Source organism: Alienimonas sp. DA493 (genome assembly GCF_043951915.1).
Classification (GTDB): domain Bacteria; phylum Planctomycetota; class Planctomycetia; order Planctomycetales; family Planctomycetaceae; genus Alienimonas.
Window position 1 is genome coordinate 1 of record NZ_JBINJD010000115.1, and the last position, 16,084, is coordinate 16,084.

Annotated in this window: 12 protein-coding genes; 6 read left to right on the forward strand and 6 right to left on the reverse strand. The window is 70.5% G+C overall.

Annotated features, from left to right (window positions below):
• Positions 1-33 precede the first annotated feature (33 nt).
• From ACG2DA_RS16130 to ACG2DA_RS16145, 4 genes are all read right to left on the reverse strand, one after another.
• A complete protein-coding gene (locus ACG2DA_RS16130; protein ID WP_395256818.1) occupies positions 34-489 on the reverse strand; it encodes a hypothetical protein in 456 nt (151 codons plus the stop codon).
• Positions 490-626: 137 nt separating this feature from the next.
• Positions 627-1,964 carry a DUF1552 domain-containing protein gene (locus ACG2DA_RS16135; RefSeq protein WP_395256819.1) on the reverse strand — a complete coding sequence of 446 codons (1,338 nt, stop codon included), beginning with the start codon at positions 1,962-1,964 and terminating at the stop codon, positions 627-629.
• A 55-nt stretch (positions 1,965-2,019) separates the two neighbouring features.
• Positions 2,020-4,497: a DUF1588 domain-containing protein gene (locus tag ACG2DA_RS16140; RefSeq protein ID WP_395256820.1), complete on the reverse strand. Its 2,478-nt coding sequence runs from the start codon at positions 4,495-4,497 to the stop codon at positions 2,020-2,022.
• Positions 4,498-4,578: 81 nt separating this feature from the next.
• Positions 4,579-5,622, reverse strand: a complete 1,044-nt coding sequence (locus ACG2DA_RS16145) for an EamA family transporter (RefSeq protein ID WP_395256821.1) — start codon at positions 5,620-5,622, stop codon at positions 4,579-4,581.
• Between the two features lie 196 nt (positions 5,623-5,818).
• Here ACG2DA_RS16145 and ACG2DA_RS16150 point away from each other — a divergent pair, with 196 nt between their 5' ends.
• The 4 genes from ACG2DA_RS16150 (at position 5,819) to ACG2DA_RS16165 (ending at position 10,613) form a co-directional block, all read left to right on the forward strand.
• Positions 5,819-7,210, forward strand: a complete 1,392-nt coding sequence (locus tag ACG2DA_RS16150; RefSeq protein ID WP_395256822.1) for a sensor histidine kinase — start codon at positions 5,819-5,821, stop codon at positions 7,208-7,210.
• 199 nt (positions 7,211-7,409) lie between these two features.
• Positions 7,410-8,204 (forward strand): phosphate signaling complex protein PhoU, encoded by a 795-nt coding sequence (gene phoU, locus ACG2DA_RS16155; protein WP_395256823.1) that lies wholly within the window; start codon positions 7,410-7,412, stop codon positions 8,202-8,204.
• A 91-nt stretch (positions 8,205-8,295) separates the two neighbouring features.
• Complete coding sequence (locus ACG2DA_RS16160; protein ID WP_395256824.1) at positions 8,296-8,997, forward strand: response regulator; 702 nt, start codon at positions 8,296-8,298, stop codon at positions 8,995-8,997.
• 152 nt (positions 8,998-9,149) lie between these two features.
• Positions 9,150-10,613, forward strand: coding sequence for a Gfo/Idh/MocA family protein (locus tag ACG2DA_RS16165; protein WP_395256825.1), 1,464 nt, complete (start codon positions 9,150-9,152; stop codon positions 10,611-10,613).
• 47 nt (positions 10,614-10,660) lie between these two features.
• On the opposite strand, the gene ACG2DA_RS16170 is transcribed toward ACG2DA_RS16165, so the two are convergent.
• Positions 10,661-11,947, reverse strand: a complete 1,287-nt coding sequence (locus ACG2DA_RS16170; protein ID WP_395256826.1) for a putative sugar nucleotidyl transferase — start codon at positions 11,945-11,947, stop codon at positions 10,661-10,663.
• A 104-nt stretch (positions 11,948-12,051) separates the two neighbouring features.
• The gene (locus tag ACG2DA_RS16175) at positions 12,052-13,761 is read right to left on the reverse strand and encodes a hypothetical protein (protein WP_395256827.1); all 1,710 of its coding nucleotides are present in this window, start codon (positions 13,759-13,761) and stop codon (positions 12,052-12,054) included.
• Between the two features lie 208 nt (positions 13,762-13,969).
• On the opposite strand from ACG2DA_RS16175, the gene ACG2DA_RS16180 reads away from it, so the two are divergent.
• Together ACG2DA_RS16180 and ACG2DA_RS16185 are read left to right on the forward strand one after the other, a co-directional pair.
• Positions 13,970-15,346, forward strand: a complete 1,377-nt coding sequence (locus tag ACG2DA_RS16180; RefSeq protein ID WP_395256828.1) for a Gfo/Idh/MocA family protein — start codon at positions 13,970-13,972, stop codon at positions 15,344-15,346.
• 96 nt (positions 15,347-15,442) lie between these two features.
• Positions 15,443-16,066, forward strand: coding sequence for an FMN-dependent NADH-azoreductase (locus ACG2DA_RS16185; protein ID WP_395256829.1), 624 nt, complete (start codon positions 15,443-15,445; stop codon positions 16,064-16,066).
• Positions 16,067-16,084 lie beyond the last annotated feature (18 nt).

Sequence of the window (16,084 nt, forward strand, 5' to 3'; positions counted from 1 at the left end):
GCCGGCCGGAGCTCGCAATCCGGGCTCACGCCCTTATCCCTTCCGGCGCGTCCACCGCCAAACGCCGGCCGCCGACGCCAGTGCCGGCAGCGGGAGGAGCCACCAGACGCGGCACGCGGCCCAGACGGACGTGCCCAGCGGGCTGCTCGCCCGGCCGACGGAGAGCCCCGCGGCGTCCCAGTCTCGCGTCGTGATCGTCGCCCCGCGGTGGGCGAGCACGTGCATGTCCCAGCCGACCACCAGTTGCACGCGCCGCCGGCCCAACGCGAATGGATCGAAGTTCGACCAGTGCGATTCGAGGTCGGCGACGAGCCCCGGTCGCTGACGCGGGATCGGACCGGACCAGCCGGAGTACGGGCCCGGGGTCAGGCCGATCAGCCCTCCGAGCAACAGGAGGCCGACCAGCCAAGGCAGGATCAACCAGCAGATCAGCAGCCACGACCGGCGGCCGGTCGTCGTGCCGCGTTCGCGCTCGGCGACGAGTTTCATTTCCGGCGACCTCCCAGAACCCCCGCGGGGCTTCGTCAGTTCCTCGTGTCGGACGACAACGCCGCCGAGGCGGCGCCGCGTTCAAGACGGGCGCCGCCCCGGCGGCGAGTGAGGGGAAGGCGAATCGGCTGCCGCCGTCACGCCAGTTCCAGGCCGCTCTGGGTGCCGGGTTCGCCGAAGAAGCGGTCGATCGCCAGGCCGTGGCGGTTGGCGATGGTGGTGAACAGCTTCGGCAGCGGGGCGTTGTCCTTCGGATCGTGCGCGAGGTGCTGCCCGTGCCGGTAGCCGCCGCCGGCGAGCAACACCGGCATGTTGCGGTTATCGTGGTTCGAGGCGTTGCCGAGGTTCGAGGTCATCAGCACGGTCGTGCTGTCCAGCAGGCTGCGGCCGGACTCCTTCACCTCGCCGAGGCTCCGCAGAAAGTCGCCCCAACTGGCGATCAACGCGGCCTCCACGATGGCGAGCTGCTTGAGCTTCTCCTCCTCCTTGCCGTGGTGCGACAGGCTGTGCCAGCCGGTGTTCACCCCCGGCAGCGGCGCCCGGTGGTTCGAGCCGCCGAGGTGGTGCACCACGTAGCGGGTGGAGTCAGTCTCCAACGCAAGCTTCACCACCTCGGCCATCAGGGCCTGACGGGCGATGAACTCGTTCGCGTCCCGGATCTCGTCGGGCGGCTCCATGTCCACCTCCGGTTTCTTGGCCTTGGCCCACTTCTCGTCGGCGGCCATGCGGACTTCCAGGTCCCGAACGCCGGTGAAATATTCGTCCAGCCGACGGCGATCGCCGGCGCCGACCTCGCGGGAAAGCCGGTTGGCGTCGTCCAGCACGAGGTCCATTACGCTGCGGCCGTGGGCGGCCCGGCGGGCGTGCTGACGACGGGCGGAGGGGTCGTCCTCGACGAACAGGTCCCGGAACAGGTCTTCGACGCTGTCCTGGGCGGGGATCATCGCCCCGCCGTCGGTGTAGCAGGGGCTGTTCGACCCGCCGCCCGACAACACCAGCGAGGGGAACCGCGTCGAGCCGCCGAGGTGCTTGGCGAGGTACTGATCAATGCTGATCGTGTTCCGTCCGCGGCCGTTGCCGCCGGCGGGGTTGGCGGTCAGCAGGCTCGCCTCGGCCCGGTGGCCGGTGCGGACGCCGGGGTGCGACGTCCCGCTGAGGATCGTCAGCTGGTCCCGCAGATCGGTCAGCGGCTCCAGGTAGGGCGACGGCTCCCAGCCCCGGCCGGACTGCTTCGGGTTCAGATTCTCGCCGAGCAGGCCGAGGCTCAGCGTGAACGCCACGAACCGGCGGGGCGGGCCGTCGCCGCGTTCGATCTCCGGCATCTCCGGGGCGGTCGGGGACTCCTCCGCGGCGGCGGCGGTGCGGCCGTCCATCGCGGAGAGCCACGGCAGGGCCATTCCCACGCCGGCCGCTTTCAGCATGGTGCGGCGGGGCAGGGCGTCGCCGGGACGACGGGCGGGGCGGAAAGCGGGCATGGGGAAGGGAAAGGGGCGGGAGGGAAGACGGGGAGGAGGGAGGGCGGGACGCGGCTTACTTACGCCGGAACAGCGGGCTCTGAATGCAGGCGTGCAACAGGGAGCGCGTGCCGTAACCGGCTTCGCGGGCCTCCCAGACGACGTCGTCGATCGCCCGCCGGTCGGCGAAGGCGATCGGGGCGCCGGTGGCGTACGTCAGCAGGTGGCCGGCGAGGTTCGCCGCGAGGGGGTCCGGGCGGCGGACGGCCAGCTTCTGGAAGCCGACCACGTCGTCGAAGGACGTGCCGTCCGGCAGCTCGTAACTCGGATCGACCGGCGCCCGCGGCACGGTTTTGCCTTTCCGCCGGGTCATGTAGTCCGTGCGGAAGGCCCCCGCGGGATTGAACGATTCCAGAGCGAAGCCGACGGGGTCGACCTTCGTGTGACAACTGGCGCAGCTCGGGTCGGCCCGGTGCTTGGCGAGCTGCTCGCGGATGGTGGTGGAGCCGCGGGTGTCCGGCTCCACGGCGGGAATGTTCTCCGGCGGCGGCGGCACGGTGATCCCCAGCAGCCGCTCGGAGGCCCACACGCCCCGCACCACTGGGCTCGTGGCGGCGCCGTCCGCGGTGTGCTTCAGGATCGCCCCCTGCGTGAGCAGTCCGCCGCGGGGGCTGTCCTCCGGCAGCGGCGTGCGGACCAAACCGCCGTTCTCCTGCGTCCACTCCGAGGGCTTCGTCTCGAACGGCAGGCCGTAGTGGTCGGCGAGGCGTTCGTTGAGGAAGGCGAAGTCGGCGTCGACCACGTGGGTGACGGACAGGTCGTCCGCCAGCATCGCCTTCAGCAGGGCGTGCGTCTGGTCCCGCATCGAGATCTTCAGCGCCGGATCGAAGGCGCCGTAAATCGACATCACCTCCGTGGCGTCCAGTTCGGAGAGGTCCAGCCATTCCCAGGCGAAGTCCCGCACGAACCGGTCGAGGCCGTTCACGCCGTAGCGGTCCTCACTCAGCAGGCGGTCGGCTTGGGCCTTCAGCACGTCCTCCTTGAGGATCTCGCCGTTGGCGCCGAGGGCGAACAACTCTTCGTCCGGCGGGCCGCCGGTGAGGAAGTAGGACAGCCGGGCCGCGAGCGCCGGGCCGTCCAGTTCGCCCGGCTCCTCGACGTGGTAGATGAACCGGGGGCTGCACAGCAGGGCCCGGTAGCCGCCGCGGAGGGCTTCGACGAAGGACTGCCCGTCCCGCAGGTCCGCCTGGGCGGCGGCGACGTAGGGGGCCAGGGCGGCGGAGTCGACCGAACGGCGGAAGGCCCGGTCCGCGAACTGCCGCATCAACGCGGACAGGGCGCCCTGCGGATTCCGCGGTTGCGGCTCGTGCCAGCCGGAGGGCTCGCCCTTCTGGCGGTTCTCGTTCTTGACCCACTTCGTCTCTACGTTGCCGAACAGCAACTCGCGGACGCCCTCGTCGGAGGGGCCGCGATGGAAGCGGGTCAGCGTGGCCTTGTGCAGGCCCAGCCCGGCGACGTTCTGCGGCTGCATTTCGCCGGCGCCGACCTGACCGCCGGGCGTTTTGCCCTGCTTGAGGCGGTGGTCGTTGGGGCGCACCTCGAACATGTGGCCCTCGGGCAGCCAGGCCTCGAAGGTGTAGGTCTTCGGTTCGTCGGTGACGAGGAACGTGCCGACGTCCTGCATCGTCGGGGCGCTGGAGGACAGCTTGCCGGTGCGGACGGTGCACCACAGGCCCTCCTCGGGGGCCTTGAGGGCTTCGGCGGTGAAGGTCAGCCGGTGCCAGCCGCCGCGGTCGCGGGCGGTCGTGCTGGGCAGGCGGCCGACGTACACCAGCCGGGTGGACCAGCTGACCGCCATGTCCTTGTACAGCTCCGGTTCACGGCAGCGACGCTTCGGGTTGTTGCGGGCGAGGTCCTTGGCGGACAGCTCCTTCTCCCAAACGTCCTGCGGAGAGCGGGCCCGGGAGAACGCTTCGTCCAGGGCCGCGTCGACCACCTCGAGGTGGGCCGCCAGGTCGTGGTGGCTCAGGCCGCCCTCGGTGACGGTGGTGAAGCCGTGGTGCCGACGGTCCGGCGGCAGGAGGGGCGCCAGCGGCACGTCGATGCCGAGCGTGGCCTGCAACGTCCGCTCCAGCTGGCGGGCCGTCAGCCGGCGCCCTCGGGAGCGGCCTTTTTCGGAGATCTCCACGCCCTGCCGGGCGGAGAGCCAGCGGGAGAGGTCGAACAGGAAGTCCCGTTTCTCTCGCCGGTCCAGTTCGCCGTAGTCGGACGGCGGCATCTCGCCGTCGGTGATGCGATCGTGCACCCGGTCCCAGCGGCCGGCGTCGTGCAGGCCGGGTTCGTCCGGCAGGGAAGACAGTTCGAACCCGCCCTCGTTCGCTCCGTGGGCGTGACAATCTCCGCAATTCGCTTCCAGAAAGGTCCGCAGTTCCGCCGGCCCCGGGCGGGCGTCCGCCGCGGCGCAGACCGCCGGCGTGCAGAGAGCGACGACGACGGCGAGCGGGACGGGGCGGATCGCGGCGCGGCGGGGCTCGGTGGAACCGGTGAGGGGCACGGGCGAACAAGTTGTGAGGCGGGAGGCGGGGCGGGACGTCGCGGGACGACGCATCAACGATTCTACAAGTATTACCGTCGTTCACAACGCGTTTTCACGGGGCGGAGGGGCTTTGGGGGGCTTCCGCGGTCGCGGCGCCCGCAGTCCAAGCAGCGCCAGACCGGCGATCGTCAGCGTCGTGCCGAGCGCCAGCCAGCGGGTCGGCGGCTCGTCGAACCAGACGACGCCCACGACTCCCGCCATCGCCGCCTGCGAGGCGTTCAGCAGGTTCGACCGGACCACCGGGATGCGGTGCAGGGCCGCCGCGATGCAGAAGAACGCCGCCGCGTTCGCCGTCCCGGCGATCAGCAGGGGGAGGACGGCGTCCGGCGGGGTGTCGGCGATCGGGTTCACGGTCCGCCAACCGGCGGCGCCCCGCAGCCAGATCAGCGCCGCCAAACTGGCCAGTCCCGCAGCGCTGAGCGGGGCGAGGGTGCCGGCGACGCCGACGCCCTCGCCGCCGGTCTTCCGGATCACCACCCCCAGCGTGCCGTAGGCGCACCCGGCGGCCAGCGCCGTCGCCACGGCGAGGGCGACCCGCAGCGGATCGACGTCCGCCCCGAGCAACGATTGCCCCACGACCGCCTCCGCCGCGTCCGGGGCCGCGAGGCTCAGGGCCGCCGTCGCCGCGATCAGCAGCACGATCGACACGCTCTGCCGCAGCCCCACGGGTTCGTCCAGCACGAACCAGCCCAGCGCCGCCCCCCAGAGGATGATGCCGGTGAACATCACCGGCACCGTGAGGGCGAGCCCCAGCACGCCCAACGCCTCCTGAAACATCAGGTTCCCGCCGAGTTGCGCCAGCACGCCCGCCGCCATCAGCCGCGGCAGGACCGACCGCGGCGGCAACGCCGGCCGCCCCCGGGCCGCCCGCAGCCCGACCAGCGCCCACGCCGTCAGCACGACCGGGGCCGCCTTGCACACGGTCACCCACAGCGACCAGTCGAGGTCGTCCGGCCGGCTGACGTCCCGCAGGGCGGCGTTGGCCAGCGTGTAGGACAGAGCGCTGCACAGCCCCAGCAGCGTGCCGACCGTCGCGGCGCCGCCGTCCCCAGGAGCGGCGGCGGTTCGGGCGGGGGAGGACAAGCCGTGCACGATAGCCGTCGCGGACTCCCGGGCGAACGTTGTCGGTTCCGCGGGTTCCGCGGCGTGGGGTCGCCGGCGTGCGCGAGGATCGCGTGAAGAATGAGGAAGCTTTGAGGCGGGGTTGCGGGGCGACCGCCGCGGAGGGTGAAGTCTCGCGGTCCCTCCGTATTCCCCCGTTCCGCTCCCGCCCGCCCCGGTGATCGACACGCCTTCGCCGCGGCCGGTCGCGGTGGCGTGGACTGGCACGTTGCCGTGGGCGGTCCCGCTGGCCTTGGCGGGGCTGGGGCTGTCGTCGGACTCGCCCGGTTGGCGGGCGGTCGCCGCGGCGGGAATGCTCCTCACGGCCGCGGCCGCCGCCACGTGGCAGATCGCCGTCCGCTACCGGCGGGATCGGGAATTGGCGGAACTGGCCGATCATCTCCGCCGCGGCACCGCCTCCCCGCCGCCGCTGCTTCCCCCGCACGAACCGGAGCCGGACCTGCGGGACGCCGTGCGGTCCGTCGCCGGCCGGGCCCGCCGCACCGACGCCACGGTGGTCGAACTGGCGGAGGACCGCGACCGCCTGTTCGCGGCTCTCGAGGGCATGAGCGAGGGCGTGCTGGCCGTCGACGGGGCGGAGCGGTTGCTGTTGGTGAACCGCTCCGCCTCGGCCCTGCTGCGATTGCCGGACGGGGACTTGAAGGGGCGGCGGGTCTGGGAGGTCGTCCGCCGCAGCGCCGTCACCGAAGCCTGCGAAGCCGTGCTGGGCGGGGCGGGGCGGTTCGAGGCGGAGTTCGAAGTCGGCCCGACGACGCTCGCCCTGCGGGCCGACCCGCTGCCGGGGATCGCCTCCTCCAGGGGCGCCGCGGGGGCGGTGTTGCAGATCCGGGACGTGACGGATCTCCGCCGGCTCGAATCGGTGCGGCGGGACTTCGTCTCCAACGTCTCCCACGAGCTGAAGACGCCGATCGCGGCGATCAGCGCCCTGGCCGAAACGCTGCTGGACGGCCCGCTGGAGGGCCCGCCGATGGCCCGGCGGTTCCTGAAGGACATCGAGGGCCACGCCGACCGGCTGCACGACCTGGTGGTGGACATTATCCGGCTGGCCCGGGTGGAGAGCGGGCGGGACGTGTTCCACGTCCGCCGGGTGCCGGTCGGCCCAACCGTGGACGACGTGCTGCGGGGCCTGCGGGCGGCGGCCGCCAAGGCGGGGGTGCAGCTCGTCGCCGTCCCGCCGCCGGAGCCGGCGCACGTGCGGGCCGACGCGGACGCCCTCGCCACGATTCTGGACAACCTGCTCACCAACGCCCTGCGTCACACGCCCGAGGGGGGCCGGGTCACGGTGGAATGGTTCCCCGATCAGACCGGCGATCGCCCGACGGTGCGGCTGCGGGTGATCGACACCGGCGAGGGCATCCCGCCGGAGCACCTCGATCGCGTCTTCCAACGCTTCCACCGCGTGGACCCGGCCCGCAGTCGCGAAAAAGGCGGCACCGGTCTGGGGCTGGCGATCGTTAAACAGACGGTCGCGGTATTCGACGGGACGGTCGCTGTGGAGAGCGAACCCGGGCGGGGGGCGACGTTCACCGTAACCCTCCCCGCGGCGTGATCGGGCTTCTCCCGGGGGCCTACCACCACGCCGTTTACGTTCAAGTTCCCCGGGGGGTTCCTTCACGAAATCTTCGCAAGACTTTGGCCGAATGCGGTATGATGGCTCCCGGCCCGGATCGTAGGATGAACCTCGCCGGCCCGGTCGCTTTCGTTGGCCCGCGACCGCCCTCTCGCCCTTTTGCATCGGACTGCTTGTTATGTCGCTCTCCCTCAGCAGAGACATGGAGGAAACCCACCGGGACATCCTCACGATGTGCGCCTTGACCGAGGAACTGGTCGGCGCCGCGGTGGATGGCCTGGGCGGGGCCGGCGGCTTGGCGACGCGATTGAAAACGGCCGACAAGCGGGTCGATTGGTACGACGTGCAGGTCGAGGAGCGCTGCCTGCGGATCCTCGCGCTGCACGCCCCGGTGGCGGAGGACCTGCGGCGGGTTGTCAGCGTCCTCAAGATCGCCAAGGAACTGGAGCGCGTGGCGGACCTCGGCGTCCACATCGCGGAGCGGGCCGACCACGCCGCCGCCGCCGCGGACGCCGCCCGGGAGGCCGGCGAGGCCCGGCCGGTCGGGCTCGCCGATCTGCCGGCGTTGAAGCGGGTCCGGCAGACGGCCCGCACGGCGCTGGACATGCTCCGCCGCAGCATCGACGCCTACGTCGACCTCGACCCCGCCAAGGCCCGGGCGGTGTGCGCCGACGACGACATCGTCGACGGCCTGAACCGGGAGACGCTCAACGAGATGACCGCCGCCATGCGGGAGAATCCCGCCGCGGTGGACGCCGCCGTGGGGCTGTTCAACGTCTCCCGCCACCTGGAGCGGATCGCCGACCACGCCACGAACATTGCCAAAGACGCGATCTACCTCGTGGAGGGGCAGATCGTGCGGCACAGCAAAAAGTTCCCGGACCGCCGGGCGGGCGAAACGGCGGAGGAACGGTTCGGCCCGACCGATCTGGAGATCCCGCATCCCGATTCGGCGCTGGCCGTCGTCCCCTGAACCGGACCGGCCGGCGGGGCGGAAGCGTGTTTTTACGAAACCTTTACAGGTTCTTCACGCCTCGCCCCCGCCTATCGGGGATGCTCCCAACATGCCCCGCAGGACCATTCTGATCGTCGAGGACGAACGCAGCCTCGCCGAAGTGCTCGCCTACAACCTGGAGTCCGAAGGCCATGAGGTGCACGTCGCCCGTGACGGCCGCGACGGGCTCTCCAAGGCCCGGGCGCTGCTGCCGGATCTGATCGTGCTCGATCTGATGCTCCCCGTGATGGACGGCCTGGCCGTCTGCCGCGAGCTACGCAGCGACGCCCGCACCAAAAGCGTGCGGGTGCTGATGCTCACGGCGAAGGGGGAGGAGGTGGACGAGTTGGTCGGCTTCCACATGGGGGCGGACGACTACGTCACCAAGCCCTTCAAGATGAAGCCGCTGGTGGCCCGCGTCCGCAGCCTGCTCCGCCGGCCCGACGCCGAGGAGGTCGAGGCCGAGAAAGTCTCCGGCGCCGGGCTGGAGGTGGACCGGGAACGCCACACCGCGACCGCCGGCGGCGAGGACCTGAACCTCACCCCCACGGAATTCCGCCTGCTCTGGACGCTGATGCGGCAACCGGGGCGGCCCTTCAGTCGGCACGAACTGATGGACGCCAGCCGCGGCGGCGACGCCAACGCCCTGGAACGCACCATCGACGTCCACGTCCGCAGCCTGCGGCAGAAGCTCGGCGACCGGAGCGAAACCGTGGAGACGGTCCGCGGCGTCGGCTACCGGTTCAACGAGAACGCCGGCGGCGACGAGTAGCGCCGGTCCGGCCGGTCGCACCGGGCTCGCCCGCTGCGTCCGTCGGGCAGGTCGGGAGAACGGGGAACGCATCGGTCTGCGTTTGCGGGAGGGCGCTCGGTCCGATTAGCCTTTCCGGCAGCGTTCACTCTACCAGCCCCAGGTGCGGCCCGATGTCCAGTTTGAAACGGCGTACGTTCCTCCAGGCGACCGGCGCCGCCGTCGCCCTTTCCGGCGTGCGCACCGCCTCCGCCCGCGTGGCGGCCAACGACGAGATCGGCGTCGGCCTGATCGGCGCCGGCGGCCGCGGCGGACAGGTGATCGGCGGGTTCTCCAAGCTGGACGGCGTGAAGATCGTCGCCGTCGCCGACCCCGATCAGGGCCGGGCCAAGAAGATCGCCGACCAGTATCAGGCGAACGTCTACACCGACCTGCGCAAGCTGCTGGACAACCCGGCCGTCGACGCCGTCGTCATCACGACCTGCAACCACTGGCACTGCCTGGCGTCCGTTTGGGCGATGGAGGCCGGCAAAGACGTGTACGTGGAGAAGCCCCTCTCCCACACCCAGTGGGAGGGCCGGCAGGTCGTCAACGCCGCCCGCAAGTACGACCGCATCTGCCAGCTCGGCACCCAGCAGCGGAGCGATCCGATGCAGGCCGATATCAAACAGTTCCTCCATGAGGACAAGGCCCTCGGCGAGATCCGGTACGTTCAGGCGAACCGCTTCGGCGTCCGCGGGCCGATCGGCAAGCGGGAGACCCCGCTGGAGATCCCCAAGGAGGTCGACTACGACCTCTGGCTCGGCCCGGCCCAGGAAGAGCCGATCTACCGCGACAAGCTCCACTACGACTGGCACTGGGACTGGAACACCGGCAGCGGCGAGATGGGCAACTGGGGCGTCCACGTGCTGGACGACGTGCGGAACGTCGTCTTTCAGGACGAAGTGACGCTGCCGACGCGCATCCTGGCGACCGGCGGCCGCATCGGCTGGGACGACGCCGGCGATACGCCGAACGTCCACTACGCCTACTTCGACACCGGCAAGATCCCCACGATCATCGCCCTGAGCAATGTCCGCCAGGACCCCGAGGGCAAGAAGGGCGGCTGGTCCTCCCGGGCCGACCGCAAGGTGAGCGGCCCCGGCACCGGCTACGTGGTGACCTGCGAGGGTGGCTACTACGTCGGCGGCCGCGGCTCCGGCCGGGCCTACGACGCCGACGGCAAGGAGATGAAGAAGTTCCGCGGCGGCGACATGAGCCGCATCCACTTCCAAAACTTCATCGACGCGGTCCGCAGCCGCAAAAAGGAAGAGCTGCACGCCGAGATCGAAGTCGGCCACCACTCGACCGGCTGGTGCAACCTGGCGAACGTCGGTTTCCGGGTCGGCGGGGCGGTCTCCGGCAAAGACGCGGGGAACCTCGACGTCGGCACCGACGTCTGGCCGATGGTGCTCGAGGAGATGGAGCGGCAGCTCAAGCCGTTCGGCGTCAGTCCCGCGGACGACGTGATCCACTTCAGCCCGATGCTGAACCACGACCCGCAATCCGAACGCTTCACCGGCGAGCACGCCGACGTCGCCAACGCGTTCCTGAAGCGGGAGTACCGCGACGGCTACGTCGTGCCGGAAATCGGCTGAGATGAATTCGTAACGCCGAGGCCCCGCGGGGCCTCGGCGTTATTGCCTCACCCGCCGCTTTCGATCCGCACCTGCGAGGCGTGCTCGCTGGCGAGGGCCCGGGTGCGGACGTCGAGGAACGCGGCTTCCTCCGCGGTGCTCATTTCCAACTGGCGGCGAGCCATGACCGTTTTCGCGATGGCCAGCCCGCGGGCGGCGTCGTAGCGGTCCACCTTCAGCTCGCCCCCGGTGGAGTCCAGCCAGGCGAAGGAGGGCGTGAACTTCGGCGCCGCCGGGCCGACCACGCTGCTGCAAAACCCCATCACGGCGCCGGTGGGGAAGCTCACGTTGATGCCCACCTTGCTGTGGTCGCCGATCGTCGGACCCACGAACATCCGCCCGCTGTCGACCTCGCGGCCGTTGATCGGCACGCGGATGCGGCCGTAGGTGTTCTTCAAGTCGCTGGCGACCACGTCCGCCGCGACGTTCACGAAGCTGCCGACCACCGCGTGGCCCAGGAAGCCGTCGTGCTGCTTGTTGCTGTAGGGGTGGAAGATGGAGGCCTCCAGTTCCCCGCCGATCTTGCACACCCGGCCGACGGTGCAGCCCTCGTGCACGACGGCGCCCGGTTGGAGCAGCGTGCGGTCGCCAAGGTAGCAGGGGCCCTCAATGAAGCTGTGGGGCTGGATCGTGCAATTCTCGCCGATCCAGACCGGCCCCTCGGTCGCGTCGATCACCACGCAGGGCTTCACCACGGAGCCGGCCCCGATATGGATCTCCTCCCCCAGCAGGTGCGAACCGGGGTGGACCGTGCCCCGCGTGCCCGGTCCGGGGGAGCGGTCCGCCCAGTCGGCCCGCAGCAGGGCGTCGTTGTGCGCGACGAGGTCCCAGGGGTGCGCGATCAGCGTGACGTGCTCCGAGACGTCCACCCGCGGCGCCCCGGCGAGCAGGGCCTCGCTGCGGACCTCGTTCAGCAACGCCTCCGGGGAAAGCGCCGCGGCGAGGTCTTCGTCCGGCACGACGCAGGCGACCGCGGAACCGACCGTGCCCACCCAGGGCGCCGGCCGGTCGAGGTCCGGCAGCCGGCGCCACCAGCCGCGGGCGCTCAGCAGGAGGGACCCGGCCGCCAGCGGTTCGTTGACCGGTCGGGCGGTGCGTTCGCGGGTCAGTTCGGCGAGGTGCGGCCGCACCCACAGACCGCACTCGGAGGGCAGGCCGGCGTCGGCGACGCGGCGTTCGGTCCGCTCCCGCAAGGTCTGAGCCCCGCACAGCAGTTCGCCGACGCTGCGCAAATAGACCAGCGGCAACAGACGGAGCCAGCGCGGGTCCTCGAACAGCGTGACGGTGGCGCTCATCGCCGCAGCTTACCAGAGGACGCAAACACGCCCCGACCCCACTCGGGGGCCGGGGCGTGCGGCGTTGCTGCGCGTTTGCGAGGAGGGGCTCCCCGCGGGCGGGCTCAGAAGTCCTGCGCGCCGCCCTGCAACGCCTGGCCGAACTCGACCACGTTGCGGACCTGCTTCGCGGGGATCACGCCCTCGGCGACGATCGATTCGCCTTCGACGCGGACCACGAACGCGGCGTAGCTGCTGTTCACCATCACGCCGCGGATCGTTTCCGGCGGGAAGAAGGGCGGGAGGGCTTCCATTTCGATCGCCGTCGCCAGGCCGGTCTGCGCCAGGCTGGCCAGGTCGATCGCGGCGAAGACGTTGCCCTGCTTCGGCAGCATCGCGGCGACGGTCGTCAGGGCTTCGTTGGTGTGGTCGCTGGCGCCGGTGGCGTGGGAGACGGCCTCCTCGGCGAAGGCGTCGTCGCCGCCGTTGATCTGCACCAGAGCGTTGCCGGCGTAACCGATTTTCTGCTCCTGGCCGTCCTCGCCGAACATCATATTGAAGGCCTTCACGGCGGCGGCGGACTGCGGCGTGTCCTCCACGGCTTCCATGTTGGTGACGTACTTCTGCAGGGTCACGCCGCCGACCTCGACCGTGCCGGCTTCCTGGACGGTGGTGCGGAGGCCCTGCTGTTCCATGCCGTCGACCTGCTTCATGTACTTCTCAATCGCCGGCTTCACGGCGTCGACGTTCTCCAGAGTCGTCACCTGCACGCCGCTGAGCGGGGCGTCGGGGCCGCCCAGTTGGAAGCCGCCGGCGGTTCCGGTCAGGCCGGCCTTCGCCAGGGCGTCGAGGATCTCGCGCTGCGGGGCCTGATCCTCCTCGGTCAGGAACGAACGGGCGAGCCGGAGCAGCGGTTGGAAGTCGCCTTCCAGGGCGATGTAGCCGTCCAGGTCCTCCGGCAGGCGGTCCAGCGCGGCAAACGGTTTGGGCGACATCTTCGACAGCGCCTGGGCGATCGGGGTGCCCGACCGAAACGCCGACAGCTTCTTGAAGGTCAGCGCCTCTTCGGTCGCGTTGAAGCCGATCACCGTCGGGCCGGAGGCCTTCAGCAGATTCACGAAGGCGTCGGTCGCCTGGCCCTGAGCGGCCGCGGCGGCCGGGTTGGGGGCGTTCTCGGCGGCGCGCTCCTTGGCGGCGGCGAGGCCCTCCTCCAGCTGGTCGCCGTACACTTCCAGCAGACGGGGCACGTTGATCGCCACGGCCACGTCGTTGTCCCGGGCGATCTCCATGGAGCCCTTCGGCAGGATCTCGGGGAACCCGCCGCCCTCGCCGAAGGCTTCCAGAACCGCTTCGTCGTCCTCGGTGTAGGCGGCGTAGGTGCCGATCACCTTCAGGCTGACGCCGGGGCCAAGCCCGCTCTGCATCGCCTGCACGTTGGCGGCCGGCAGCAGATAAACGGTCGCCGGCGGCTGGCCCTCGCGGGGCACGCCGACCACGTACCACGGCTCCTTCAGGTTCACGCCGGTCAGCGTGACGTTCTTGACGCTCATCCCCAGCAGGCCGCGGCCGGCGGCCGTCTGGGCGGCGTACTGCGGGGCGGCGTTGCGGACGAACGCCGTCACGTGCGTCAGGGCGCTGTCCGGGTCCTTAATGCGGATCACCACCCCGGCGTCCGCCGGGATGAGTTTGGCGGCGTCGGCGACGAACGGGTCGGCGGCGTCCCCGCCCGTGGCGGGCAGGTCCTGGCCGTGGGCCGGCGCGGACAGGGCCGGCGCTAGCAGCAGCGCCGCGGCAAGCGCCGCCAGCGAGGAGCGAATCGGAGGCGGACGGAACATCAGGATCCTTCTGAGCAGAGGGGGGGAATGCGATGCGGCGGGGCCGGACGGCGTGAACGCCGCTCGCCCCGGTTCGGATCAACAAATCCTACCGCCCGTCAGATCCTCCCCGACCGGGAGAACCCCCACCGACCGCCGGGAGGGAAATGCGGGTCGCCGCACGGGTAAGCTGGCGTTGTTGCGTTCGTTTCTCGCCGCAGGTCCGCCGATGTCCGCCCCCGCCACCCGCCGTTCCTTCCTCGGAGCCGCCGCCTCCGCCGCGATCGCCGGACCGCTGGTCTGCCGACGGTTTGCCTTCGGCAAACCCAGCGCCGCGGACAAAATCACCGTCGCCGTGATCGGCCTGGGCAATCAGGGCTTCAACGACACCCAGGCGTTCCTCAACAACGATGCGTGCCGGGTCGTCGGCGTGTGCGACGTGAACACGGCCTCGCACGGCTACCGCACCCCCGACCAGTTCCGCGGCCGCGAACCCGGCAAGAAGCTGGTGGACGATTTCTACGACGAGACCGGCTCCGGCTGTTTCGCGGAGGCCGACTGGCGGCAGGTCGTCGGGCGGGAGGACGTGGACGCGATCCTGATCGTCACGCCGGACCATCACCACGAGTCCCAGACGATCGCCGCCCTCGAAGCGGGGCACGACGTCTACACGGAGAAGCCGCTGAGCTGGTCGATCGCCGAGGGCAGGCGGATGGTCGAGGCCGCCCAGCGGACCGGCCGCGTCACCCAGACCGGCAGCATGCACCGCAGCGACGCGAACGCCGTAAAATTCGTGGACTTCGTGCGGGCCGGCGGAGTCGGGGCGATCAAAGACGTCACAACGTACATCGCCTTCAACAACGCCGAGGGTCCCGGCCCCAATTGGAAGCCGGACCCGATCCCGGACGGCTTCGATTACGCCGCCTGGCTCGGCCCGGCGCCGAAGGTTCCGTACCACAAGGACCGCTGCTTCTATCGCTTCCGCTTCATTCAGGATTACAGCGGCGGGCAGATCACGAACTTCGGCGCCCACAGCAACGACCTCGCCGCCTGGTGCCTCGGCGAACCGGACCCGGTCGCCGTGACCCCGATCTCGGCCACCTGGCCGGAACCGGATTCGCTGTTCAGCACCGCGGAGATCAGCAAATACCGTCTCGATTTCGCGGACGGCACGCCCGTGACCTGCCAAACCGACGACTACCAGTTCGGCGTGCGAGTCACCGGGGAGGACGGCTGGATTCAGCACGGCTATCGCGGGCCGATCTTCTCCAGCCCGGCGCTGGAGAAGGACTACGAAGCATTCAAAGCGCCGACGGGGACCTCGCTGGCCCACGCCTCGCTGACCCGGCCGAAGCCGGGCGACCGGTTGGACAACCACGTCGCCGACTTCCTCCGCTGCGTGAAAACCCGCGAGACGACCGTCGCCCCGTTCGCCAAGGGCCACTACACCGCGAAGCTGTGCCACCTCGGCTCGCTCACGCTGGGGCTGAAGGACGGCTACGGCGAACGGTACGGGTGGAACCACGACGCTGAGCGGTTCACCAGCGCCCCCTCCGCCGACTTGCTGAAGGCGGCGAACGGCCGGCTCGACCCGCGGGGGGCGTAACCCGCATCGGCCTCTGGGGGGAGGACCCGCCCGGGTGGCGGGGGACGGGGCGGGGTCTAGGGTTCCGGCCCCGCCCCCACTTTCTAGGAACCGAGCATGGCCCGTCTGCTGTACGTCGAAGCCTCCCCCCGCAAGCAGCGGTCGCACTCCATTGCCGTCGCCCGGGCCTTCCTCGACGCCTACCGCACGGCGAACCCGACCGACACGATCGAGGAGCTGGACCTCTTCGCCGAGACGCTGCCCCCCTTCGACGGCGACACGATCGCCGCCAAGTACGCCGTGATGGGCGGCGAGAACTTCTCGCAGGAGCAGAAAACGGCGTGGGACGACGTCACCAGGCGGGGCGAGAAGTTCAAGTCGTTCGACAAGTACGTCTTCAGCGTGCCGATGTGGAACTTCGGCGTCTCCTACGCGATGAAGCACTACATCGATTACATCACCCAGCCGGGGCTGCTGTTCAAGACGACCGACTCCGGCGGCTACGAGGGCCTGTGCAGCGGCCCCGCGATGGTGATTTGCGCCCGCGGCGGGGAGTACAACCCCTCGATGCCCGGCGGGTACGATTATCAGGCCCCGTATATGAAGCTGTGGTGCGGCTTCGTGGGGCTCTCGCCGGAGTTGCTGCTCGTTCAGCCGACTCTCAACAACGGCCCGGAAGCCGCGCAAAAAGCCCGTGCCGAGGCGATCGAGGAGGCGAAGAAAAAAGCCGCGGAGTTCTGACTGACTCTCGGCGGCGAG

Excerpts from the sequence above, each read along its gene's own strand:
- ACG2DA_RS16130 (WP_395256818.1), bottom strand. The coding sequence starts at position 489 with ATGAAACTCGTCGCCGAGCGCGAACGCGGCACGACGACCGGCCGCCGG.
- ACG2DA_RS16135 (WP_395256819.1), bottom strand. The coding sequence starts at position 1,964 with ATGCCCGCTTTCCGCCCCGCCCGTCGTCCCGGCGACGCCCTGCCCCGC.
- phoU (WP_395256823.1), top strand. The coding sequence starts at position 7,410 with ATGTCGCTCTCCCTCAGCAGAGACATGGAGGAAACCCACCGGGACATC.
- ACG2DA_RS16160 (WP_395256824.1), top strand. The coding sequence starts at position 8,296 with ATGCCCCGCAGGACCATTCTGATCGTCGAGGACGAACGCAGCCTCGCC.
- ACG2DA_RS16165 (WP_395256825.1), top strand. The coding sequence starts at position 9,150 with ATGTCCAGTTTGAAACGGCGTACGTTCCTCCAGGCGACCGGCGCCGCC.
- ACG2DA_RS16170 (WP_395256826.1), bottom strand. The coding sequence starts at position 11,947 with ATGAGCGCCACCGTCACGCTGTTCGAGGACCCGCGCTGGCTCCGTCTG.
- ACG2DA_RS16175 (WP_395256827.1), bottom strand. The coding sequence starts at position 13,761 with ATGTTCCGTCCGCCTCCGATTCGCTCCTCGCTGGCGGCGCTTGCCGCG.
- ACG2DA_RS16180 (WP_395256828.1), top strand. The coding sequence starts at position 13,970 with ATGTCCGCCCCCGCCACCCGCCGTTCCTTCCTCGGAGCCGCCGCCTCC.
- ACG2DA_RS16185 (WP_395256829.1), top strand. The coding sequence starts at position 15,443 with ATGGCCCGTCTGCTGTACGTCGAAGCCTCCCCCCGCAAGCAGCGGTCG.